Origin of the sequence: Tepidibacillus infernus (genome assembly GCF_048898065.1) — a bacterium.
GTDB classification, from domain to species: domain Bacteria; phylum Bacillota; class Bacilli; order Tepidibacillales; family Tepidibacillaceae; genus Tepidibacillus_B; species Tepidibacillus_B infernus.
This window is the reverse complement of sequence record NZ_JBLWFI010000002.1, coordinates 64,993-87,249: the sequence shown is the minus strand read 5'-3', so window position 1 is coordinate 87,249 and position 22,257 is coordinate 64,993. Positions and strand designations below refer to the sequence as shown.

Below are 22,257 nucleotides of genomic sequence, written 5' to 3'. Positions count from 1 at the left end.
GTCGACCTTGCGAAGATCATGACCGGTCGAGTGCACCAGCTTCCGCAGAAAGACGGGGAGTTGCGTGCGGGCTTCTATCTGGCTGTCGGCCCAGCCCTCGATCTGCCTTGCCTTGATGGTCAGGAAACTCGGGACGGAGGCGCGTACCGCGACCTCCTTTTCACCGGAGCGCCGCTCCTGCCGGTCGTAGGCTGCATATCGAGCAGTTGCTTTCGGTCGGCGCCGAACGCCCTCTCCAACCTTACCGCCATTTCAGGGGACAGGGACGAATTCCCGTTAAGAAAGTTCGACAGTGCTGGCCTGCCGATACCAAGTCGCTCGGCGGCCGCTTTCACGGTCATGCCCGAAGGAATAATAGTCTGGCGGACATAGGTTCCAGGATGAATTGGTTTTTCGGATGATTTCATAATACCGCCCTCCAATAAGAAGTATAGTGTTTCTTTCAATAAGTGTATCGCGTAACGCAATTTTGTGCCACTACGGAGATGGCACAGACATTCGCATCCTAGACGAAGAGGGGTAAAATTTCAGTTTCATTTCCACTGAGGATTGGGCTGAGGGGCATCCCCTTTTCAAAGCTGGACCCATTGACTCTGCCTTGACATGACTAGGTGAATACGGTCGGATTGTTTTTTCCAAGTAGAAGATCCGTTTACCAATAGGCATAGAGAGAGGGCACCAAAAGTGCCCTCGACTTGCTGAAAAAAATTTGACCGTCACTTATGATACGGTTCACCGTATCTATTGATATGGTAAACTAAACAAAGAAGGAGGGGCAAAGTTTCCGCCTCTCCTAAAATTATGTGTATGTGTTAATTTGTCATTGTAATTGTCATTATCATTGCCCTTACTCTCCAAGGCTAGCATTTAACTTACGAAGCATTTCAAATGTGTTCATATAATCAACCCCCATAGCTCTACAGGCATTAGGGATCAAAATTCTTCTCCTAGCATCCCTGCTATACTGTTCTTGAGTAACTACAACACAATTATACGCTTTAGCAAAAGCAACTACCCAGCTGTCCGCAACATCTGCAAACTCCGTTTTGGCATAGTCATGATATTGATTTTCTCCCATAGACCAGTCAATTAACTGACGATATGCTTCGAATACTTCTTCATTTTCAGTCGAGGCAAACCAGTGATCAAATTCCGAGAGTGCCCACTTATTTAAGGCATCTTCTTGGCCTGAATTCATCAGCTCATCCCTAACTCTATCAATACTTACAATATGACCTATATCTGCTAACTCCAACAGGACACGCCAAAAACAAGGTGCGATGTCAAAGGCATAGTACCTCCTGTGTGCTTCGACTAGAACATTAGTATCTAAAACAAATCTTAATGATTCTGTCATGAATACACCTCAATTCCAAGGTGTTTCGCATACTCCGCAAAGGTATCTCCTTTAAGGCCTGTCAGTCTATATGCTTCGTTATATTGCAAACGCCCTTCCTTTGCACTTGTAAACACAGCTTCCGCAAAACGCCGGCCAATTCGGAAGTGTTGGTTCGAGTAGAAGTTTCCCCCGCCTTCTCCATCTTGAGCTTGTTTACGCTCACTTTCAACCCATGCATGATAAAAATCAAAAAACTCATCTCTAGATATTAACATCAAGTCTAAAGCTCTTCGAGCTGTTACAATACTGCTCACCTTGAAATGTTTTGCCAAAAGGTTGAACCGATCAGGGTCATTATTGATACTCCCCCACACCGATCTCAACTCATCTTCTGGCACGAGGAATTCTGCTGCTGTTTGATTACAAGCTTGCTCAATCGCTTTATTAGAAGGTTGAAGGTTAGAAAGATCAAAGGCCGCACTTGCCCCAAACCAGATGTGAGCTAATTCATGAGCAATCGTAAACATCTGAGCAGCCTTGCCATCAGCTCCGTTAATGAATATTAGCGGGGCATATTCGTCCACAAGTACAAAACCCCTGAATTCATTCACATCCAGCTTCCTGTGAGTGTTATTCCCTACTATTCCATTTCTAACAACCAAGATACCTATATTTTCGATTTTAGTCAGTAACATTTGGAGAGCTTCCTGCCAACTTCTACAGTCTGCTGCCCAACCATTTTCAATTTCCAGAGTCCTTCTAATATCTTGGGCCACGTCCTTGGGTTTATCCGTCAATTGGCAGGATCCAACATAGGATAGCGGCTCTTGACCCATATCCAATAAATAATCACGCATCCATGCTTGCCGTCGCTGCATCATCTGAACCGTTTCCAACAAGTCAGGACTTGGTTTAGAAGCATAAGTATCGTCAATTGTTCTGTAATGTGGAATAGGCAACTGTATTTGTGGTGGTTTAGATAAAAAGAAAAACCCGAGTGGTGTGGAAGTGGCTTTAGCAAGCTGTTCCAGCTGTTTTAATGTTGGTTGTGTTTCATTGTTCATCCAACTCATCAACTTCGGGAACTTCTTTTCAATCGTCTCAGCTATATCTGCACGTTGTAAAGCCCATCGAATCACTTCCGGGTTCACTGCAACTCTTGCCACTTCCGCCACCTCCTTTTTAGTTCATTTTATGCTATTTCATTGGTATTTGGAATTACAATTTTTAGCTGTAGCTATTCAACCAATATCACCGATTAACAAATTCCAGCAATATTATGCCCAAAGATTAATTCAAGCTTTCACAATTTCCAACAACTTCTCATAACTGTTCACAACATCGTACTTCAGCTGTCCTGTATTCAGTTTAGCAAAGTGTTTCCGGGCACATTCAATCTTCGCCTTCTCCACTTCCCGGAGTTCCATGGATTCCATAGAGCCTTTCGTTTCTGCAATGAAGTAAATGTGCTTGACTTCGCCTTCCCTGAAAACAATCGCCCAGTCCGGATTGTAGTTGCCCATCGGTGTCGGGATAAAAAATCCCCGCGGCAGTTTGGCGTACACCCGGACTTCATTGCTGACATCAAGTTCTTTGGCAAACACACGCTCGATCTTGGAATCCGTGACCACATAGTCGTAAATGTGCTTCTCAACCGGAATGGCGTTTTGCCCCAATTGTCCGGATAACGTGTTATTTGTGAATATTTCCTTTTCAAACCGATCATTGATCACATCATACGTGATGGATTCGATGATCGTCGTCGCTTTCTGCTCGTTGATCAGCTTGGCGGCACGAAGCATGAATTCTTCCGGGTTTTTGCGAAACTGCAGGAATGTAACTTCTTTGATCCCCGTTAAAATTGCCACGATCGTCTTTCTCGTCAGCCGCGTTTCGTCCATTAGTTTTCCGACCAAATCGTATTTCACTCGAAAATCCGGTTTCACTTCCACAAGCTCTGTTTTTGTTTCACGTGTCTGAAAGGCTTCCCCCGATTTTAACTGTTGTTGGGACTCAATTCGATTCATTTCGCCATGCCTGATTGCATATCGGATCGCAGGCACTTGTAAATGGTTGTCCAACGCCCACACACACTTTTTCACAAGTTCTTCGGAGTCAAATTTGACGGTATACATGGATTTGCGATTCATTTGGTTCCAAAGCTCTTGAAATTCCTTTTTATAAAAATTGTTATTGACCGTAACGGAAGCAATATTACGGTTCCGTTCATTATCCGCCAGATGCGATTTGCCCTCTACATAAATCGACTTAACCAATTCGACCAACGGTTCCTGAAAGTCCGTCAATTCCTCAGGAAGTTTGAGCCTCTGATTTTCTACAGCATTAAAATAAACATCCGTCAAAGTGTACTGATCATCCACATAATCATTTTTAATGAACGTGTACAGTAACTTGCTTGCTAAGGTATCTTCTAATTTCAATTGCTCGCCGCGTGCATTCTTCAACACCTTATCCAGGAAGAAGTCGCGATCTGCTTTGCGTGGGCGATCGGACAACGTTTCAGCGATTTCGTTTTGCAGCTGTTTCGCAAATTGCTCGTATGATTCACTGGCGATGACGGTCAGCACATTAATCTCATGAACGTCGATCCCCGGTACACTCGAATCCATCCGTTCACCATTCTGATTGACACAAAGCCGGAGTCCCCGCCCTACTTCCTGACGTTTCTTAATGGTGGAATCGCTATGTTTCAGGGTGCAAATCTGGAACACATTCGGATTATCCCAACCTTCTTTAAGAGCAGAGTGGGAAAATATAAACCGGGTTGGTTCCGCGAAACTTAGCAATCGTTCTTTATCCCGCATAATCAGGTCATAAGCGTCCGCATCATCGGAGTCCGTCTCTCTTGCCGAAACCTTCGGATCGACATATCGGTTGCTTTTCTTATCAATCGAGAAATACCCCTTATGCGTTTCCTTCACCTGTATCCGATTCAAATACTGAATGTATGGATCATCGGTAAACAGTGACAATTGCTCATTGAGCAAAGCCGTGTATTCTTCCTCAAACATATCTGCATAGACGCCATTTAATTCCGAACCATCTTTATCATACTGCCGGTATTTCGCTACTTCATCGATGAAAAAGAGCGATAATACTTTAATCCCTTGATGAAACAATACACGTTCCTTCTCGAAATGAGACTTGATCGTTTCCCGAATCTGAATACGGCGGAAATGCAGTTCTCCTACATCCCCCTGTACGTCACCAGCGTATAAAGTTACGCCGTTTATAAAGCTAATGCTGTTATTTTGTCCGTTAATTTCGGACACTTTGTATCCCTTGTACTGCTCAAGCTCACCGGATAATTGGTATATATCATCATTTTGTCTGATTTTATGCGTCTTCCTGGCAAGACCCGTTTTTGTCTTCACTTCGAATTCCAACCGGGCAACCGGAGCCTGCTTTGTGCTCACATCGATGCCTTCCAGATACAAATAGCTGTCCGTGCCGGTTGTTCCTTTTGCCGAAATCCCCTTCACGCTGATTTTTTTCACCAGCTTTTTGTTGTACGCATCCAAAGCGTCGAGCCGATACACTTTGTTGTAATCTTCACGATGCGTCGCCGAATAACGCAAGGTGAACAACGGATTGAATGCCTTCAGGGATTCTTTCGTCTGCTTGCCTTCAACCGATTGCGGCTCGTCAATGATCAGGATCGGATTCGTGCTCGCCAGAACGTCAATCGGTTTGCGGCTGCCAAAGTCATCCAGTTCCATGTAAATCCGCCTTGCATCTTTTCCTCTCGCATTAAAGGCCTGCGAGTTGATAATCATGACATTGATCCCGGCGTCGCCGGCAAATTTCTCGATATGATGCAATTGCTTCGAGTTGTACACAAAGTATCGTGCCTTCGTGCCGTATTCGGACATAAAGTGGTCTTCCGTGATCTGGAACGTCTTGAGCACACCTTCCCGAATGGCGATAGAAGGAACAACGACAATAAACTTGCTCCATCCGTACTTTTGATACAGTTCAAACATGGTACGGATGTACGTGTAGGTTTTGCCTGTCCCGGTTTCCATTTCGATCGTCAGATTATATTTGCCCTCAAGCTTCTCGGATATTTTCAGACCGTTCTTCCGTTGCACCGTTTGGATGTTTTTCAAGATTTCCTGATCAATCAATTGAATGGCGTTGTTCTTGAATCCGATATTCGCTTGTTCGGCATTCGCGAGATCATCCATGACCATCTGTTCCGGCTTTTGTCTTCTGCCTCGGTCAAGTGTAAATCGGGATAAATCATTAGGTTGCCCCTCAAAGCAATCCACGATACTTTTTACGGCGTCCAACTGAAACTGCTGATGTTTGAATTTGATCTTCAATTTGAGCTCACCACCTTACAGCACTTGAATTTCTGTGCCCGGAGAGAGCATCTTGAACAATTCTTCTACATTGATGCGAGCAGAATCATCTTCAAAGGAACTGTCGCGGTATACCACCCGAAGCGGATGTTCCGCCGCAATTTGTTTCATAACGGATTCCGGCACGTTGTCTTCAAAACATGCGATTAATGAGTTTCCGGCAACGTAATGGACGTTCTTCCCTTCAATCTGTTTCGTTTCCATAGGCAACGAAAGCTCAAGGCCGAGTTCCAGCATGACCTGGATGAGCAAATCTTCCCCGGTACGATCTTCTTTGATATTGGATGCGAGATCGAATAGTTCGCCCTGCTTCAGCTTGTCCGGTGTGTAGTAAACGTCCTTCATGTTCGAAGAGTCCACCCGGAATACCCGGAAGCCGTAATCGATGTCTGCCCCTGTTTCTTCTTTAATCTTGTTCGCGGCACGGCGGATGCGTTCTTTGCCGATTTCGCAGATGTTTTTGTAACCGGCTTTGTAGGCTTCGGAATTTTCGGCTGTTGGTTCTGGAAGTTGTACCATGATGTATTTGCGATTGCCTCCGTCCTCGGCATTCAGTTGCATAACTGCATGGGCAGTTGTGGCGGAACCGGAGAAAAAATCAAGAACAATATCCGCACTTTTATCTTCTAAAGCTTGATTCAGTATCCCATATAACATTTGAACTGATTTGGGGTAGTCGAAATACTGACCACCTAATAAATCTCTCAATTCTTTAGTTGCAGTAGAGTTCAATGGAAATTTTAGGGTCGTATCACTATCTGCATCTTGATAATTCGAGGGCATAATCCATGTAGAAAGTGGTTTTTTATTTGATTTTAGATCTGATAGGTGTCTTTTATATGTGGGTGTTCCATTACTATCTTTTGGAAAAATTATTTTTCCCTCCTCAATTAATCTTTGCATTCGTTCTTTTTCATAAGCCCAAACCCTATTAGGATTACATTCATAAGTAATACCGGTGATTGGATCTGTAATAGGGTAAAATAAGTTCGGTCTCTCTGAAGCTGTCTTATTGCAAGTAAGATCTCCTCTAGTCCAAGGCCCCCTTGGATCGTTATCAGGATTTTGGTAATTATCTAATGATTTAATTGTTCCATTGAATATAAAGTACTCTGATTTTGCATAAGCAACTATATATTCATGATCGTTGCTGACAAAGAATTGTTTGGAATCGTTAGCTCCCGTCCTTTTTTTCCATACAAATATGCTTATAAAATTATTTGGTCCGAATATTTCACTACATATTTTTTTGATATTTTCAACCTCGTTATCGTCAATACTTATTAAAAGAACTCCATCTTCTCTTAGTAAATTCCTAGCTAACTTTAGTCTTGAATACATCATCGTCAACCAATCACTGTGAAAACGGCCGTTCGACTCTGTGTTCTGAAAAAGGCGATTACCCTGTTCATCTATTTGACCTGTCTCCTCAAGGTACTCTTCAGCAGATTCTCTAAAATCATCTTTATAAACAAAATCCTTACCCGTATTATACGGGGGATCAATGTAGATGCACTTAATCTTATTCAAGTAGGACTCCTGAAGCAGTTTCAACACTTCAAGGTTATCGCCTTCAATATACAGGTTTTGCGTGTTATCCCAATCCACACTGTCTTCCTTAACCGGACGCAATGTTTTCTCAATCGGCGTGTTCGCATTAAGGATAGCCTGTTTCTTCCCAGGCCACGTAAGCTGATACCGTTCTTTCTCCCCTTCTACCAGCACAGCGGACAATTCTTGCTTTAGCAGGTCAAAATCAATCGCTCGTATTATTTTTCCATGCTCATCTCTTGCTTCGGTGATAACATTAGGAAATAGTTCTGCAATCTTGTCAATATTGACTTGAGTCAAATCGACCGACTTCATCGTCAGTTTTTTCATAAGTACGCCTCCAATTACTCATCGAGAATTTGATTCAATTCTTTCCTCTTCCGTTGTAGCTCCATGTTCAATTCAACCTTCTTGTTAAATTGTTTTTCAGCCCGTATCTTGGACTCTAGCCGTTGGCATTCTTGCGTCAGTTTGTCAATTTGGGCCTGCCGCTCCAAAACGGCTGTAAGCTCGATTTCCGGCTTCACCTTGATGGGAAGCAGTTGGCGGATGATGTTCTCGTAAACAGCCTTCAGATCGAGTCCTTGAAGAATGTTCAGCTCGATACTCTCCACCGGCTGCCAGTCCGTCTCATGGTAGGAACGGACGACAGACCGATTGTCGTCGGTCTGATTTCGCTCTTTGTAGGCGATAGCGAGCTTGGCCTGACCATCATACATTAAGACATGCAAAATGGGATAAGGGATCGCCTTGTCTATATTCCGCAGCAAGTCAAGGGAGTAGGTTTGCTCCTTCAAATGAATCTCGAATATCTGAATTTCTTCAATGTCGTCTTTCGGTTCAAGACGAATCGTATCCTTGGATAACTTGTGCTTCCAGAGGATCGATTCGACTTGTTCAGTAAACAGTTCTTTGAGGTGATGATTGGCTTGCAACTTCTCATAAAATTTGTTCTTCGGAATTTTACGGTTTACAAGCGTGCTTGAAGGCAATTGAAACATCACGCATTCACCTGCCTGATAACGACAAAGGTGAGGAGTTCAAAGTCCTCCAGCCCTTTAATCGAGTCGATCAATGCTGTCGTACCTCCCGAACTGAACAAGCTATCCAGATCGTTTTCTTCCTTCACCTGTACAATCGAGCGGATGGTTTCTTGGAGCAGCATGGAATACATGTCCATCTTTTTGCCGTCTTTCGTCGCTTGATTGAAACTGCGGCAGGCCTCCATCATCGTTTCGGATTGCCCTCTGCATAGGGCTCGCAGGATATCCAGCGTCTTTTTGACATCCATATGATTGGTGATGACTTCACCATCTTCGCTCATGTAGACGAGATAGAAGGGATGTAGCCGGTTCTGCTTGTCGGGATTCAGTTCCTCATTAACGTTGCGAAGAACAAAGATGACTCCGGGCATTGCTCCCTTCTCTTCGTCAGCAGCCACAACCGCATGCAGTCCGCTCGGAACGGTATCAAGTTCTCCGTTCTCCTTGACATAGTTCACCAGGTCCATGTGAAAATCGTTCAGGCCCAAATCGGTGATGGAGACGCCCGTGTTCATATCATCCAGATCGACGACTTCCTTCTGTAAACGATGAAGTTGCTGCTTCCGATATTCCAGATCGCTGGATTGATTGAACAGAACGTTATCATCGCCGGTTGCCGTCATATCCATGATGACCATGCGATTCTCGACCCTTTCTTTCAACTGTATGTATTCATCCAGCGTCATGTTGGGCCAGAAGTTCACCAATTGAATTTCCTTGTTCTGCGACCCAATCCGGTCTATCCGTCCGAAACGCTGAATAATCCGCACCGGGTTCCAGTGAATGTCATAGTTGATCAGATAGTCGCAATCTTGCAAGTTTTGCCCCTCAGAAATACAATCGGAAGCAATGAGCAGATCAATCTCGCCTTTGACATCCGGCATGGTCAGCTTCTTTTCCTTGGATCGCGGCGAGAAGCAAGTCAGCAATGTGCTGATGTCATTCCGCAAACCAGCGGTGTTTTTGTTCTCATCGCTGCCGACGATTTTGGCCGTATCGATATTGTACTTGGCCTTCATGTACGCAGATAAATGCGTGTACAAATACGCGGCGGTATCCGTGAACGCACTGAAAATGATGACCTTGCGGTTGCCGGGGTTGATCGGATGATTGATTTTGTGATCAATCACCTGCTTTAATGTGTTTAGCTTCGCATCGTGTTCAGGCGTTACTTTCTGCATTTCGGTCAGCAAGGCGGAAAGAATGTTGTGGTCGTTCATCAAATCTTCTTTCCAGCGAAGAACATCCATATCGGACAAATTGATCTTGATTGTATCCCCGATGCTGAAATCATCGTCCAACCAGTCGTCATCGTCAAGATTGGCATCCTCAATATCGGTATAACCTACAGCGTCGGATTTCCCGCTTCGCTCGAATGCTTCGATTTGCTGAAGCGTTTGATCGATTTTGGAGACAATCTTGGAAAGGGTCAATCGGAACGACTCCACCGAACTTTCTAGGCGTTTCAGCAGGTTGATCCGCATCAAAATCTGCAAACTGCCTTCGCGATCCATCTGCCTGAAGTTCCCGCTCCCGCCCCTTACGCTGGTGTCATACAACTCTTCATAGAATTGCAACCGACTCGGAAGAATGTACTTGAACGGGGCGTAAACGCCGAGATTGATTCTGGACAATTCTATAAAAATTTCATTATACCCGATAACATCCGCTCTGAAGGTCAGATCGCAAAATTTTGATATCGGCGGCAACCGCTTTGGAAACTCGCCGATCTCCTCCGCTTTGTAATACTTCTGGATATGCTTGCGTGACCGAGCGATCGTCAAGCTGTCCAGCAGCTCAAAAAAATCGAAGTCGAGCATACCAAGAAGCGTCTCCGTTGTCCGCTCAGCAACATCCAGCTTAGACCACTGGTTAAACGCGGACTGGGCTCGTTTGAAGATGTCGTTAATCCCCCGCTCCGTGCCCAACTTGCTGTTGATTTCCTCTGGGTTTCCTTCATAAGCCAAGGCAAGCTGGTTGCGAAGATCCATGAACTTGTTGTTCACCGGAGTAGCGGAGAGCATGAGCACTTTCGTTTTCACGCCGCTTTTCAACACTTTCCGCATCAGCTTCTGATACCGCGTCTCTTTATCTTTCTTGGCTTCGTTGTTACGGAAGTTATGTGACTCATCAATGACGAGCAAATCATAATTACCCCAGTTCAATCGGTCAAGCGGGATATCGTTTGATTTGCCTCTTTCCCGCGATATGTCCGTATGATAGAGTACATCATAGCGGAATCGGTCAGCATACAAAATATTGTTGGTTACATTCTGTTTATACGTAAGCCAGTTGTCGCCGAGTTTTTTGGGACATAGCAACAACACGGACTTGTTGCGAAGTTCATAGTATTTGATGATACCAAGAGCCGTGAATGTTTTTCCCAGACCGACGCTGTCTGCTAGGATGCATCCATTGTACTTTTCCAGTTTATTGATCGCACCAAGAACCGCGTCTTTCTGGAAATGATAGAGACGTTTCCAGATTTCCGTCTCTTTGAATCCAGTTGCTTCGTTGGGCAATATGTCTTCTGTGATGTCCGATAGGAACTCGTTGAAAATATTGTACAAAATGACATAGTAAATGAACTCCGGAGAGTTCTCTTTATACACCGATGAAATATGCTCCACGACCTGGTTTGTGACATCTTCAAGTTTGCTCTTGTCATTCCATACCTGATCGAACAGATCGAAATACATTTTGGTAAACGGAGCTTCTGTGAACTTGTTCACCATCTTGGAGAGAGCATTGCCTTTTTCATAACCAAGATCAACGGTCGTAAAGCCATCGATCGGCATATAGGTGATCAGCTCGTTTGCAGTCTGCACATTCAGCATGCCTTGCATTGAACCTGATGTACGGTTCGATTTGAACGTGACTTTTTTACGAATCCAGTCACTGCACTCTTTTGCAATCGCTTTGAGTGTCAATTCGTTTTTGAGCCGGATTTCAAATTCGGTGCCGTACAAGCTTTTTTCCCGGTTCCGTTTCGGGATATAAAATTCCCGCTTCTCCTTTTTTATGCTATCCGCAATAAAGGTGGGAGAGGTGAAGATGAACCGGACTTCTTCCACCTGATTCAGTTCTTTCATTAAGGCTTCATATGCATAAATGGAGAAGCATGATGCAGCAATCGATACTTTGCTGCCTTTGTGAACTTCAAGTTTCAAATTTTCGCCGAGAAGATGGTCGATATTATTGATGATTTCCATAGTTCACCTCTTGTTCCGCCCGAAACCACGCAACTTTTCCTATTCGACATCCCCCATTGAAATTCCTTGTTTGAAGTAGTTCTGATTTCCTATTTGAGGAAATATATTGTTCGATGATGACTTTTGTAACGTGAATTGGGTGTTGAACTTGAAAAAATTGATGTTTCGGCCTCAGCACCGCCTTACCCAGGCAAGAATTCCAATGAAACAAGCCAAAAGTCCACAACATCATCCGATGAAGGGTTACTGTCGGCTGATTAATATTCTATATATCGTCAATATTGATGCATTGTAACGTACCAATGCAAATAAACAGAAAAAGCCGAAATCGTTTTGAATCGGCCCATTAAGATATATCTCAAAACGAATAGTAAGCTTAATTCGAGAATTTTATCTCCCCGTATCCCGCCTTTCGGCCATCGCTATTTGTGAAAAACAGTGAGGTTCGCAACCCCCGCCGCGATACCGATTCTGTTGTCTGGTAGAGACTAATGCCGACAGCTATCGCAATGCTTCAGTTGCTTTGAGTACGGGAACCATCGTCCAGCACGCCTTTTATGTATGACTTTAACTGCTCAGGTTCAACGTAAAGTACGACATTTCCGTTCACTGATTTTTCTTGTATGAGTTCCATCGGAGGCAATTGAATGCTGTCAATGCTTTCCTTGTCAATCTCAAAGCCCAGCTTGCCCAGCTTAATCATATCATCGTCGCTGATGTTCGTTTCGATATACGGCTCGAAAAAAAGTATTAGTTTTGGAAGCTCCGTAACTTTCGTTCTAGTAAGCAACTCTATGACGACAGCTTTCAGAAACTTTCGTTGCCGTTCCGTACGGGCGAAATCGCTCATTGCATCATGCCGGAATCGAACGTACTGTAATGCCTGTATTCCGTCCAAGTGCTGATAGCCCTTTTTCAAATGGATTTCGTACATTGAGTCTTCATTGGAATCGACATAGTTCATATTTTTCTCTACTTCTAGGTCAATGCCGCCAATTGAGTCAATCAATCTAATAAAGCTCTGCATATCCATGTACAAATAATATTGGATTGGAATACCCGTCAATTCTTCTGCTGATTTCATTGCCAAACTGGAACCACCCATTGTAATTGCCTTGCTGATACGATCCTCACCATAACCCGGAATATTTACATATGTATCACGGAGAATGGAGAGCAATTTCATTTTTTTCGTTGCAGGGTCGATAGAAACGATCATCAAGCTGTCCGCAGAATGAATCTCGTCTTTCTTCCGGGAATCGCCGTCTAATAACAGAATATTAATCCTGTCCGTGCTCTCCCACTTTGCAGGAGCGGTTGTCTGAGCCGCTGGTGCTTTGCTTTCATTTGTCACCGCCGTCTTGGTCGTTACCGTTGCCTTCTCAAGAGCGTCATTAAACGTCAGATAGTATTTGAAAAAGAAAAACAAACCTGCAAGCAATGCCAGTAAATAAGGTATCGTTAATACGGCAATAGGCAATACCAAATTCGTTCCACCTGACGCTGTGATCTCTGCTTCCCGTGACTCACGCTTATTCTGGTCTTGGACAATGGCGGTTATTTTCCTTTTTGCTTGATGCAGATACAACTTGTTTGCAAAAATGCCCAGCACCGGTTTAGGGATGCAACAGATAACCAGCACCAATGGGAGAAGGCCGGGGCTCTCGATCGGGTTCCATTCACTGAACACCGAGGCAACAATCACGTTGCTCCAAACAAACCAAATGATGAGATAGAAGACACAGTAAAGGTACATCTTTCGGTACATCAGCCAGTAAGCATCAAACAGAAAGGCAGGCCAGTTCCAACGGCTATTGCGTCTCCATTTCTTAAGTATACATCGGCGTTTTTGCCAATGAACCAAGAAAGCTCTTCTTCGGAAACACCACTCGTTTGGGTCTCAGTGATGTTCTGCGGTCGATGATAACTGGTACTATTACCGGCATCTATCCGTTGCCCGCATTGCCCGCAAAAATTTTGATTGTCCTGTAGTGTATGTCCGCAATTTGTGCAGTTCATGTCTAACTCCTTTGCCGTAATCTTCGAGGTAACTTTTTTCGTTAATGAAGCCGAATCTTGGCACCGTTAACGGTTGTATAGTCCTCTGGATGTATTTGTTCCCGCGGCGGAGATGTTACGGTTGCTCCGGCTTCTTCAAGCATGAGCAATGCCTATTGGTTATACGTCATTTTGGCCAGCATGACTCCTTGATTTGGGTCTGCACCGCTCTCCAGCATCAATCTGACAATGTTGAGTTTGTCATACATGATCGCGAACTGAAGACCGCCGTTGATATCGGCCCCGTGCCGAATCAATAACTCCACTGCTTTTATTTGTCCCCTCTCGATTGCATCTTTCAGTGCATATGGATCATCAGTAACATTTATGCCCGCTTCAATCAATAATTGAATGACCGGTACCGGATCATCATCGTAATTTATGGCGACAGATAGATTGCCAACGAGTATCTTCTCCCCGCTTCCGTAGTTCGCTTGCTCATTCGGACTGGCACCATGGGCCAGAAGTTTTCTTATCATGTTTATGTCGCCGTTTCTAACAGCAAGATTTAGCGGTGTGTACGCAGAATCGGTATGTACATTTGGATCGGCCCCAAGTTTCAACATCCAGTCCACCATGTTCATGTCTTGGTCGTTAACTGCGGATAACAATAACCGCTCCTTCGGTATGAGCTTGATGATCATTACGGCGGCAATACAACATGCGAACAAGGACAACATGATTTTTATAAACAGCCTCACTGGTTGCCTTCCTTTCGATACTTAGTAGTATCCGGCTCTCATCTTGTCTTCGATGTTAGTCGCAATCACAAGCAAAATTACGCCAACAACCAAAATGATGAATCCGATTCCGATTTGTGTTCTCTTCTTCTTTCTAATCGAAGCAATGATATGTACAATGCCGGAAACTTCCGAAACAGCACCGATGATTTTTAACAGCAATGCCAAGGTTGCCATTGAATGTACCTTCTTTCGTATGATTGAAGTGAAGTCATAATGTAAATAAAGGGAGCACGGCGGCTCCCACAGGAAAACTTACAAATTGATGCGGCGAATCGCTTTATTGTCGTCATCATAAACAATAACGTTGCCATTGCTGTCGAAACTCAACTGGCTGATTTTATTGATCGGGTTGCCGTCATTGTAGGTCAGGTCATTGCCGTTGATGAAGATGTTCAACTTACCATCTGTCGTTAGCTCATAAATTGTCGTACCGCTGGATAGATAAAACTTCCCTTCATAAGCTGTAAGACTATCAAAGCTCATATTGTCAAATTTGATGACTGACTCTACTTTTCGAGGGAATAGATGAATCTTACTGAGAGTCTTATTGCCAGTGTCAAAAACATAAAAGTCTGAATCTGTTAGAACCGCGTCACCTTTGCCATATTTATTATCTTCATCCCAATAAGACGCATAGAAATTAGTCCAAAACTTCACTCCAGTATTATCGTTGCTCGCGGCAATCCGAGTAGCTTCCGAACCAGTCTCCCCTTGATAAACAAAAGATTCACCATGATCACTTTCCGTCTCTGCATATACAAGTGTTTTGTCATTTAAGAATTGAAAAAAGTTATAGGATTTGTATATCGAGCGATATGAATTCAGATTATATACTGCCATTTGTACTGTTGGGTAGATTTCGTATATTAGTTCACTGGCATCGTTCATCCCTAATAAATAGACTTTATTGCTTGTTTGATTGTATACCAATTTTTTCGGGATTAATTTCGTGTAGTCGTAGTGGACTGCTTTACCGTCTTTTCTATAATCCCAGTCGAATGAGCGGTCTATTGTGATGGTTTCGACTGTACCATTTGATTTATTAAATTTGCGGATTTTATTTTTATTGTCTGCACTGTCAAGAAAGAAAATGTTTCCGTCTCCATCAAGAGTCATGCTCTTCACTGACGATATTTTTGCCTGTCTGACCGGCCCATCTACAATACCGACCCCCATCTCGCCAACAAGGGTATCCACGCTGAATTTCGCCGCCTAAGACGCTTGTTGCGGCTGGGTCGGTGTTGTTTGTCCCGGTTGAGTTACGGGCGGTGTAGGTATTGTTGGGTTTGTCGTCGATTGGTTGCCCCCTCCGACGCCTTTGTTGTCGTTGCCATACATGAATGCCCGCCACAGCAATGCGGCGGCTTCGGCCCGGGTGATGCTGTTTTGCGGACGGAACGTTTCATCGGGATACCCAGAAACAAGACCGTTCTCAACAGCGATGGCAACGTAGTCCTTCGCACTTTCCGAAATACCCTCGTAATCCTTGAACATTGCTTCGATGATGGAGCGATTGGCCATACGTGCAACATCGTACCCCTTCAGTTTGACGATGGCGACGGTAATATCTTCCCTCAACGCCGGTGCTGTCGGATTGTAGATGTACTCACCGTTTGCCGCCCTGTAACCGGTAAGATAGTCTTTGGCGGTCTCAATCCATGGCGAGTACCAGTCCGTTACCTTTACGTCGCTGAATGACGAATAGTTGACTTTTTTCGCTTGCAAACCAGCCGCTTTGACGATGATGGTTGCAAATTCAGCACGGGATATTGTGTTATCCGGACGAAACTTATGATCCGGATAACCTTCAAGCACTTTCTTGTTCACCATTTCTGCGATATATTTATACGCCCAATGGGTGTTCGGCAAATCGGTAAACGATACTGTCGGCGTATTCTGCGGCATGTTCTGAAGCTCTTCGCCGTATTCAACAGGAGCCGCAAACATCGTTCCGGTCAGGGTGAATATCATGAGGATTGCTATTAGTGCAGATGCGATTTTTTTATGTACCATTTTCATTCCTCCGTAAGCTATGAATCTACTGAAAAAACAGAGCTAAATTATCAATGGACTGAAGGATAGGATAGTAGCGTAGGATGGGCATCATGGCTATCTTTTCTCCTTATCCCTTTGAACATGGTTCACATTCATCTCTCATTTCGGTTGCTGATATATGTCCCCCCTTGATAGAAATTGTAGAATCTTGGCAGATGTATCCAAGGCAATTATACAACAAACTTCACGTATCAGTGTAGTATTACTGTCACTATGTTAGGATAAAAGTCGCAATCACACTCTACTAAGCTGAAGTAGAGGTGATACATAATGGATTTCAAGCAAATGGTAGGTGAACAAATCCGCAAGATTCGAAAGTTAAGAGCCATGACGCAGGAACGTCTGGCGGAACAATCCGGCCTTAGCTTCAGCTATATAAGTGATGTTGAACGTGGAACCCGCAATATATCGCTGGAATCGTTGGGCAAGATAATCAATGCATTGGGTGTGAAGCCCGCTCAACTGTTTGAGGATATAGATGAAATAACGGAACATTCCGGGAATGGCGAAATACAAAACAAGATCGAAGACTTGATCACTTTACTGAGTGAGCGTCAAATTGAAGAAGTGGACTTTGTTCTGACGGTGGCCCGTGAGTTTCTAAATACCATTGATCGGAAGAACCGTTGAAAATATCGTTTGCACGGCAATAATCGGCCCTATATAGAGGAAAAATGATATACATTTTCCGGCGGCACCCCCATGCATAATTGAAGGCGGGGGGCCTTCCGTTTCATGCCCCACCCGGTTGCATAGGACTGTTGTCTGCTCATTTGGCAGATAGCAGTCCTTTTTTGTTTTTCTGGCGATAATAAGCGTTTTGACAGCGAGGACATTGGCAAGGTGAGAGGCTTGCCAAATCACAAAGAAAGGAGGTGCTACCATGCTTCGGAAGCGATTATCGCTCAGAATTGCCGTTTTGGGTAAAAACCTTCATGACGGTAATCAGCGAAGTTCAGTCAATACCCAATCATTCGACAGCCGCAAAGTGAATTGTGATGACTGCGGAAAGGTTTTGGATGTGCAGGAGGGAGAGGACATCTTTGTTGATGCATTTGTTTATTCCGTGCCCGAATTCAGAGTGGTATGCAGTGAGTGCTATGTGAAGTATGACAAACTTTTGCCCCGCCGCTGAACACTAGCTGAAATTGATGGCTTTATGTACCCGGTGTGTCAAACATCGGGTAATTGATGTTGAAAAACTGGTATGAAGGGAAGATGCAGAATGTTGATCAACGTGTATATCGCCAATCTGGCGAAGTACAACGAAGGGAAACTGGTTGGCAGTTGGGTCACGTTGCCGATGGAACGGCATGAACTGGAGCAATGCATCCGGGATGTGCTTGGCAAAGATGAAGAATACGCGATTAATGATTATGAATCTCCCTTTGCCATTGGCGAATACGAGGATGTGTTTGCCATCAATGAAGACTTAAAGATATTGAGTCGTTACGACGGCAGGCTGGTTGCGGCACTGTGTGAATTTCTCGGCAATCGTGACGAGGTGATTCAGGCCTTGCAGGCCGGGGAGTTCATCGTTTACTACGACATCGATGATTTGACCGACGTTGCGGAGCAGATGGTGGAAGAAGGATTGTTCAGCCATGTGCCGCCGTCGCTGATGCCATATCTGGACTACGGCAAGATCGCCCGGGATTTACAGCATGACGGTTGGTATTTGAGCCGTCAGTTGCGGATTGCCGTGCGGTTGCAGTCCTAACAGCCTGACATTTAATTCAATATCGCAGATTTGCCTGCTTGAATTAAAGCGGGTTATTTGTCGTGGGCATTTGACAGTGAAAATCCGGTAGTGAGAGTGCCGGAGCATTGAAGGGAGGTGAACGCAATGGTAGTACGCAGGGGGTTGCCGGAGGAATTGCAGACTTTATTGAAGCAACTGGTCGCCAACGGCAGTGTGCGAATCGCGGGCACATTGCTGTACGCATGGTTCAGACGCTGTTGGGAGTTGGACGATGAGACAGCGGCCTATTACATGCGGCGATACTTTGAAAAGTATTTCAGCCGTCAACTCCAGTCTCTCCGTAAACATTCAGGTGCAAAGTGATCGCCGGTTCCAGATTAAGGCAAGGAGGTGAAACGAAGATGGATTATCAGGCGTTCAAACGCAACAGCCAGAAGGAATATCTCGGTTACTGTGAACTGAAGGGCTTTGTATACAGCGTGCAGATCGACAGTGACAAATACGCTGTCGTTGCCCTGAAGAACGGGCAAGTTGAAGTCTTGATCACGTACCGCGTGAAGCACGGAATATCCGTCTGATGTTGCTTTGATGGGCAACGATGGACGGATTTTTTATTACTTGCGAAGGAGGTGATACGCATGAATCGTCTGCAAACACTTCAGAAGCAAAAACAATTCTGGATGTCGGTGAAACGCACGCTGGACAAAGATGCCCCGATGCATACCGAGGAAGGATTTCAATACGCCCGCGTGTTGACGAAACTGGTGCTTATTGAACTGGAGATCGAAGAGATCGAGGACAAAGAAAAAGCCGCCCGTCTATAACGGAGCGACAAAGAAAAATGACCTGTACTAATCTTAGCGGATTTAATTACATCACGCAATGGGAGAGGCCGCCGCGGCTTCTCCTTTTGCATTTTATGGAGGTTAAACACATGAACATTAATAATACATTCAAATCTCTTCTTGCTGAGACGCTTCGTGAATCCGCCAACAGCTATCTGGTAGAAAAAATCGTTTCTCATTTTAATTCTCCGCAACAACTACTGGACGTAACCGAGCAAGAATTGTTAAGCATTCGTGGTATCGGTAAAGTGAAAGCGAAGCAGATCGTTGCCGCCATCCAACTTGCCAAGATGATGAATGTACCGAAAACAGAGCCGACAATCATTCGCAGTCCTCGGGATGTTTTCGAGTACCTCCGTTGGGAAATCGGTTATGAGCAGAAAGAACACTTCATCGTGATCTTTCTTTCGACTAAGAATCACATCATTGGAAAAGAGACGATCAGCATTGGAAGCTTGAATAGTGCAATTGTCCATCCTAGAGAGGTCTATAAAGCGGCCATTCGCCGTTCTGCATGTTCCATCATCGTTTCGCATAATCACCCTTCTCAAATATGTACGCTTCCTAGCCCAGAAGATATTCAGCTAACCAAACGACTTGCTGAAGCTGGTGAAATCATCGGTATCGAACTTCTGGATCACGTCATTGTCAGCGGTTCAGATTATACAAGTCTTAAGGAACGCGGCCTTCTGTAACGAAACAATTCATCGTCATTTTTCATCATCCGCATTATCAACAGCGGTTCGCTCTTATCGGCGGGCCGCTGTTTTCATTTCACAATGAAAGTGAGGCAACAGATATGCGTAAACAATGGTTGGAAGAGTACGAGCGTTTGGTGGTCGCCGCCGATGATCTGCATCATCGCATGGATTCGTGCGGACGGCTGATTGATAAACTGCTGGTTGATGTATATCGCGGCGAGCATGATGACCATGAGGCCCTCATTTTGATTCAAGTGTTGGCGGAGATTCAGGCCGACGTGATGCAGAGGTATTGTCGCCTCCAACTACAAAAAGCGATTCTCGCCCGGTTTATCGATGGGCTTCATCCATTTCATTAAGCATCATCAAATCACACATTGGAGGACGATCTACATGAACAAAAATGACGAACAGCAGTTTTTACCGGTGGCGGTGCAACAAGCAGATACGGATAGCGTTGTCGGGCTTCATCCGCAAATTATCGTCGTCGTTGGTACTATTGAAGCCTCACTTCACGATGAATCCACAGGAGGTATGAGGAAGATTGAATGCATCTTCGAATTGACAAATGAACGCTTCGAGATTATAGCATTAGCAGACAATAATGCAGTTGGCGGACGAAGTAAAGCAAGCTTCTTCCGGCGGACTATAGAAAAGCTGTGCGGCGGTTGGCGAGTTCAATTCTTTAATGCATGTGACTCTGCCGCTGACCATTACAAAATGATGATCGACCGGGCCGGAAGGATACTACTAATCAACGCGGATGTTTTGCGGATGCCATACCGTACTCTGCTGAAGTTGATTGGCGGATTACCGCGAATGATCGAAATGGCGTTAAGGAGCGTAAAATCCGCTGTAGACGAACTTAGAGTGCCGAGAGGCATAAAGGGTCTATCGGCTAGTGAGAACGCCCGTATTAGCCTCGTAACAAGCGAGAAAGGCTTGCAGTTTCCATCCGGCTTTGTACTGAGTGCCGAAGAGTGGATGATGCGAGTTACATCAATTGACACCGAGCTTTGCAGCTTTGCTTGCCGACGCCGATGGATTCATCGGCCTGCGGTTGCATTGCCCTTCTATGCGTACAAAGTAGCTGTATCCGTTGAGGATGACGCATATATGGTCGCGCTTTACCTCAAGATGTTTTACAAGCATTAGGGCCGAGCTCTGAGCTTCAATTTGATGAATACGCCGATTGATTTCTACAAGAAAACCAATCGACATGCCTGTAATGGGAAGTTGGGCGGCTCGTTTGCACTCGCCGCCCGCCGCCCATTACTACACAGTGAAGTGTCGGGATAGAGTGGCGATACTCAAAACAAAAGATCGCCCCTTCCGTCCCCATCCGGGGAAACGCAAAGGCTCCGCCTCTGCACTCCGCACTCGGCGTGAGCCAGCCCTTAGCTATCGCTAAGAGCATAATCCAGTGTCGGCGGATGGAATCGCTCGTCAAGGCTTTCACAAGCTCGCTCCGCTCGGCCTTGACGACCTACTGCGGCTCATTACCGAAACTCGATTAAGCAAGTAAAGAGACTGACCTGCTTGCAACGTGAAGAGGGGCCGCTCGCTTCGCTCGCGGCCCAATCACAAGCTGATTTCCGCAAGATAATCGTTGCGTAAACTGAACCTGTTGTTATCTTCGATGTATGCCGAAAGTGCTTCTGTGTAGTTTAAGTGTATCGGTTTAAGACGAACAACTCGATATTGTAGCTTGTCCCTTCCACCCCAACTTGCTTTGAAAACCGGAAAGACTTTGCACATGAAATGCAGATTCGGAGACAGGGACAACCATTTATCAAGCTCGCTCTTAAACATAGCAACTACGTCGAAGAGAGGCGATTTGAATGCTTCGTGTCGCTTTATTTTCCGCTTCTCTTCTTCAGTTAGTGACATATATGCTTCCTGAAACGTGCCGTACTTGTTTATACGACGCATGATTTTGTCTCTGCCGCTGTACTTGTCAATATCGACGATAACCACATTTTTTAGTGCATCGCATCGTTGATCTAACAAGAACTGCATTAAGGTTGGTCTTGAACGCTTGTCCCGCCGCTTTCTACTTTTCTCAAGGCGAGTCCAAATCTCACCATCGAGGCCTTGCTCTTCCGCCTTATCGTAGATTATTACCTGCTGACCTTTTTTATTTCCGTACATGAAGGTTTTATCAAGATCATCATAATTTCGCGTCGGCATCTTCTGGTAGCCTACATAAATACGTTTCGCAAACTCCTTCGGTGTCAGAAACTGAATCCCGTCAAGCTTGTCGTCGTTATGTGCTACATGTGTATCGAGATGATTACCAATAATGAAGTCGATCAATGCAAGTAAATCATCGGGCGAGAGTTGATGTTTCCAAGGGTTCAGCATGATGGAAGTTTTGGGGGCCAGCGGGTTCATCTGCATCCAATATACACTGAAAAGATCATGCACCAGCTTGTACCGATAAAAGCTTTCATCGTCATCCGTTTCGAATCTCGCGGGCCGAATAAGGTCTATAAACTGTTGTCGTGGCAGTTTATACGAACACACGATCAGCTTATCGTACGGGCAGTTGAAATGTTCAACCTTTTTGGCAGATTTAATGCTCTGGAGTATCGGAACTGTGTCTAACAACTCTGATACTCTT

General features: G+C 44.8%; 22 protein-coding genes. 8 read left to right on the top strand and 14 right to left on the bottom strand.

The features are described 5' to 3' along the window. Window positions 1-119 precede the first annotated feature (119 nt). The 13 genes from TEPIDINF_RS12835 to TEPIDINF_RS12775 all read right to left on the bottom strand — a co-directional run bounded on the left by TEPIDINF_RS12835 (window position 120) and on the right by TEPIDINF_RS12775 (window position 16,344). On the bottom strand, window positions 120-407 hold the full coding sequence (locus TEPIDINF_RS12835) for a HigA family addiction module antitoxin (protein WP_421692232.1): 288 nt from the start codon (window positions 405-407) through the stop codon (window positions 120-122). Between the two features lie 440 nt (window positions 408-847). After that, window positions 848-1,357, bottom strand: coding sequence for a DUF4411 family protein (locus TEPIDINF_RS12830; protein WP_421692231.1), 510 nt, complete (start codon window positions 1,355-1,357; stop codon window positions 848-850). Next, complete coding sequence (locus TEPIDINF_RS12825; RefSeq protein WP_421692230.1) at window positions 1,354-2,505, bottom strand: ImmA/IrrE family metallo-endopeptidase; 1,152 nt, start codon at window positions 2,503-2,505, stop codon at window positions 1,354-1,356. The genes TEPIDINF_RS12830 and TEPIDINF_RS12825 overlap by 4 nt, the downstream gene beginning before the upstream one ends. 129 nt (window positions 2,506-2,634) lie before the next feature. Then, window positions 2,635-5,685 carry a type III restriction-modification system endonuclease gene (locus TEPIDINF_RS12820; RefSeq protein WP_421692229.1) on the bottom strand — a complete coding sequence of 1,017 codons (3,051 nt, stop codon included), beginning with the start codon at window positions 5,683-5,685 and terminating at the stop codon, window positions 2,635-2,637. A gap of 15 nt (window positions 5,686-5,700) precedes the next feature. Beyond that, entirely contained in the window at window positions 5,701-7,605 is a 1,905-nt protein-coding gene (locus tag TEPIDINF_RS12815) for a site-specific DNA-methyltransferase (RefSeq protein ID WP_421692228.1), read from the bottom strand. 14 nt (window positions 7,606-7,619) lie between these two features. Beyond that, window positions 7,620-8,276 carry a DUF4391 domain-containing protein gene (locus TEPIDINF_RS12810; RefSeq protein ID WP_421692227.1) on the bottom strand — a complete coding sequence of 219 codons (657 nt, stop codon included), beginning with the start codon at window positions 8,274-8,276 and terminating at the stop codon, window positions 7,620-7,622. Further along, window positions 8,276-11,530 carry a helicase-related protein gene (locus tag TEPIDINF_RS12805; protein WP_421692226.1) on the bottom strand — a complete coding sequence of 1,085 codons (3,255 nt, stop codon included), beginning with the start codon at window positions 11,528-11,530 and terminating at the stop codon, window positions 8,276-8,278. Before TEPIDINF_RS12805 ends, TEPIDINF_RS12810 begins: the two co-directional genes overlap by 1 nt. 514 nt (window positions 11,531-12,044) lie before the next feature. Beyond that, the gene (locus TEPIDINF_RS12800; RefSeq protein WP_421692225.1) at window positions 12,045-13,394 is read right to left on the bottom strand and encodes an LCP family glycopolymer transferase; all 1,350 of its coding nucleotides are present in this window, start codon (window positions 13,392-13,394) and stop codon (window positions 12,045-12,047) included. Then, entirely contained in the window at window positions 13,298-13,549 is a 252-nt protein-coding gene (locus tag TEPIDINF_RS12795) for a zinc-ribbon domain-containing protein (RefSeq protein WP_421692224.1), read from the bottom strand. The genes TEPIDINF_RS12800 and TEPIDINF_RS12795 overlap by 97 nt, the downstream gene beginning before the upstream one ends. Window positions 13,550-13,701: 152 nt before the next feature. Next, complete coding sequence (locus TEPIDINF_RS12790) at window positions 13,702-14,289, bottom strand: ankyrin repeat domain-containing protein (RefSeq protein ID WP_421692223.1); 588 nt, start codon at window positions 14,287-14,289, stop codon at window positions 13,702-13,704. A gap of 21 nt (window positions 14,290-14,310) precedes the next feature. After that, entirely contained in the window at window positions 14,311-14,505 is a 195-nt protein-coding gene (locus TEPIDINF_RS12785; protein WP_041049469.1) for a hypothetical protein, read from the bottom strand. Between the two features lie 78 nt (window positions 14,506-14,583). Further along, a complete protein-coding gene (locus TEPIDINF_RS12780) occupies window positions 14,584-15,528 on the bottom strand; it encodes a hypothetical protein (protein ID WP_421692222.1) in 945 nt (314 codons plus the stop codon). Between the two features lie 15 nt (window positions 15,529-15,543). Beyond that, window positions 15,544-16,344 (bottom strand): S-layer homology domain-containing protein, encoded by an 801-nt coding sequence (locus TEPIDINF_RS12775; protein ID WP_421692221.1) that lies wholly within the window; start codon window positions 16,342-16,344, stop codon window positions 15,544-15,546. 312 nt (window positions 16,345-16,656) lie between these two features. On the opposite strand from TEPIDINF_RS12775, the gene TEPIDINF_RS12770 reads away from it, so the two are divergent. The 8 genes from TEPIDINF_RS12770 to TEPIDINF_RS12735 all read left to right on the top strand — a co-directional run bounded on the left by TEPIDINF_RS12770 (window position 16,657) and on the right by TEPIDINF_RS12735 (window position 20,789). Beyond that, complete coding sequence (locus tag TEPIDINF_RS12770; protein ID WP_421692220.1) at window positions 16,657-17,016, top strand: helix-turn-helix domain-containing protein; 360 nt, start codon at window positions 16,657-16,659, stop codon at window positions 17,014-17,016. Window positions 17,017-17,269: 253 nt separating this feature from the next. Then, complete coding sequence (locus tag TEPIDINF_RS12765; protein WP_421692219.1) at window positions 17,270-17,521, top strand: hypothetical protein; 252 nt, start codon at window positions 17,270-17,272, stop codon at window positions 17,519-17,521. Window positions 17,522-17,611: 90 nt separating this feature from the next. Further along, the gene (locus tag TEPIDINF_RS12760) at window positions 17,612-18,106 is read left to right on the top strand and encodes an antirestriction protein ArdA (protein ID WP_421692218.1); all 495 of its coding nucleotides are present in this window, start codon (window positions 17,612-17,614) and stop codon (window positions 18,104-18,106) included. A 383-nt stretch (window positions 18,107-18,489) separates the two neighbouring features. Continuing rightward, window positions 18,490-18,666, top strand: a complete 177-nt coding sequence (locus TEPIDINF_RS12755) for a hypothetical protein (RefSeq protein WP_421692217.1) — start codon at window positions 18,490-18,492, stop codon at window positions 18,664-18,666. A 60-nt stretch (window positions 18,667-18,726) separates the two neighbouring features. Next, a complete protein-coding gene (locus tag TEPIDINF_RS12750) occupies window positions 18,727-18,912 on the top strand; it encodes a hypothetical protein (RefSeq protein ID WP_421692216.1) in 186 nt (61 codons plus the stop codon). Between the two features lie 110 nt (window positions 18,913-19,022). After that, a complete protein-coding gene (gene radC, locus TEPIDINF_RS12745; RefSeq protein ID WP_379311639.1) occupies window positions 19,023-19,628 on the top strand; it encodes a RadC family protein in 606 nt (201 codons plus the stop codon). A gap of 104 nt (window positions 19,629-19,732) precedes the next feature. After that, entirely contained in the window at window positions 19,733-19,993 is a 261-nt protein-coding gene (locus tag TEPIDINF_RS12740) for a hypothetical protein (RefSeq protein WP_421692215.1), read from the top strand. Between the two features lie 34 nt (window positions 19,994-20,027). Further along, window positions 20,028-20,789 (top strand): hypothetical protein, encoded by a 762-nt coding sequence (locus tag TEPIDINF_RS12735; RefSeq protein ID WP_421692214.1) that lies wholly within the window; start codon window positions 20,028-20,030, stop codon window positions 20,787-20,789. Window positions 20,790-21,215: 426 nt separating this feature from the next. On the opposite strand, the gene TEPIDINF_RS12730 is transcribed toward TEPIDINF_RS12735, so the two are convergent. Next, a complete protein-coding gene (locus TEPIDINF_RS12730) occupies window positions 21,216-22,244 on the bottom strand; it encodes a hypothetical protein (RefSeq protein WP_421692213.1) in 1,029 nt (342 codons plus the stop codon). Between the last annotated feature and the right edge of the window lie 13 nt (window positions 22,245-22,257).

What these genes read in the sequence shown, in the direction of transcription:
- TEPIDINF_RS12765 (WP_421692219.1), top strand. Translation starts at nt 17,270, where the DNA reads ATGCTTCGGAAGCGATTATCGCTCAGAATTGCCGTTTTGGGTAAAAAC.
- TEPIDINF_RS12770 (WP_421692220.1), top strand. Translation starts at nt 16,657, where the DNA reads ATGGATTTCAAGCAAATGGTAGGTGAACAAATCCGCAAGATTCGAAAG.
- TEPIDINF_RS12740 (WP_421692215.1), top strand. Translation starts at nt 19,733, where the DNA reads ATGCGTAAACAATGGTTGGAAGAGTACGAGCGTTTGGTGGTCGCCGCC.
- TEPIDINF_RS12810 (WP_421692227.1), bottom strand. Translation starts at nt 8,276, where the DNA reads ATGTTTCAATTGCCTTCAAGCACGCTTGTAAACCGTAAAATTCCGAAG.
- radC (WP_379311639.1), top strand. Translation starts at nt 19,023, where the DNA reads ATGAACATTAATAATACATTCAAATCTCTTCTTGCTGAGACGCTTCGT.
- TEPIDINF_RS12805 (WP_421692226.1), bottom strand. Translation starts at nt 11,530, where the DNA reads ATGGAAATCATCAATAATATCGACCATCTTCTCGGCGAAAATTTGAAA.
- TEPIDINF_RS12735 (WP_421692214.1), top strand. Translation starts at nt 20,028, where the DNA reads ATGAACAAAAATGACGAACAGCAGTTTTTACCGGTGGCGGTGCAACAA.
- TEPIDINF_RS12785 (WP_041049469.1), bottom strand. Translation starts at nt 14,505, where the DNA reads ATGGCAACCTTGGCATTGCTGTTAAAAATCATCGGTGCTGTTTCGGAA.
- TEPIDINF_RS12750 (WP_421692216.1), top strand. Translation starts at nt 18,727, where the DNA reads ATGAATCGTCTGCAAACACTTCAGAAGCAAAAACAATTCTGGATGTCG.
- TEPIDINF_RS12775 (WP_421692221.1), bottom strand. Translation starts at nt 16,344, where the DNA reads ATGGTACATAAAAAAATCGCATCTGCACTAATAGCAATCCTCATGATA.
- TEPIDINF_RS12815 (WP_421692228.1), bottom strand. Translation starts at nt 7,605, where the DNA reads ATGAAAAAACTGACGATGAAGTCGGTCGATTTGACTCAAGTCAATATT.
- TEPIDINF_RS12755 (WP_421692217.1), top strand. Translation starts at nt 18,490, where the DNA reads ATGGATTATCAGGCGTTCAAACGCAACAGCCAGAAGGAATATCTCGGT.
- TEPIDINF_RS12760 (WP_421692218.1), top strand. Translation starts at nt 17,612, where the DNA reads ATGTTGATCAACGTGTATATCGCCAATCTGGCGAAGTACAACGAAGGG.
- TEPIDINF_RS12830 (WP_421692231.1), bottom strand. Translation starts at nt 1,357, where the DNA reads ATGACAGAATCATTAAGATTTGTTTTAGATACTAATGTTCTAGTCGAA.
- TEPIDINF_RS12835 (WP_421692232.1), bottom strand. Translation starts at nt 407, where the DNA reads ATGAAATCATCCGAAAAACCAATTCATCCTGGAACCTATGTCCGCCAG.
- TEPIDINF_RS12795 (WP_421692224.1), bottom strand. Translation starts at nt 13,549, where the DNA reads ATGAACTGCACAAATTGCGGACATACACTACAGGACAATCAAAATTTT.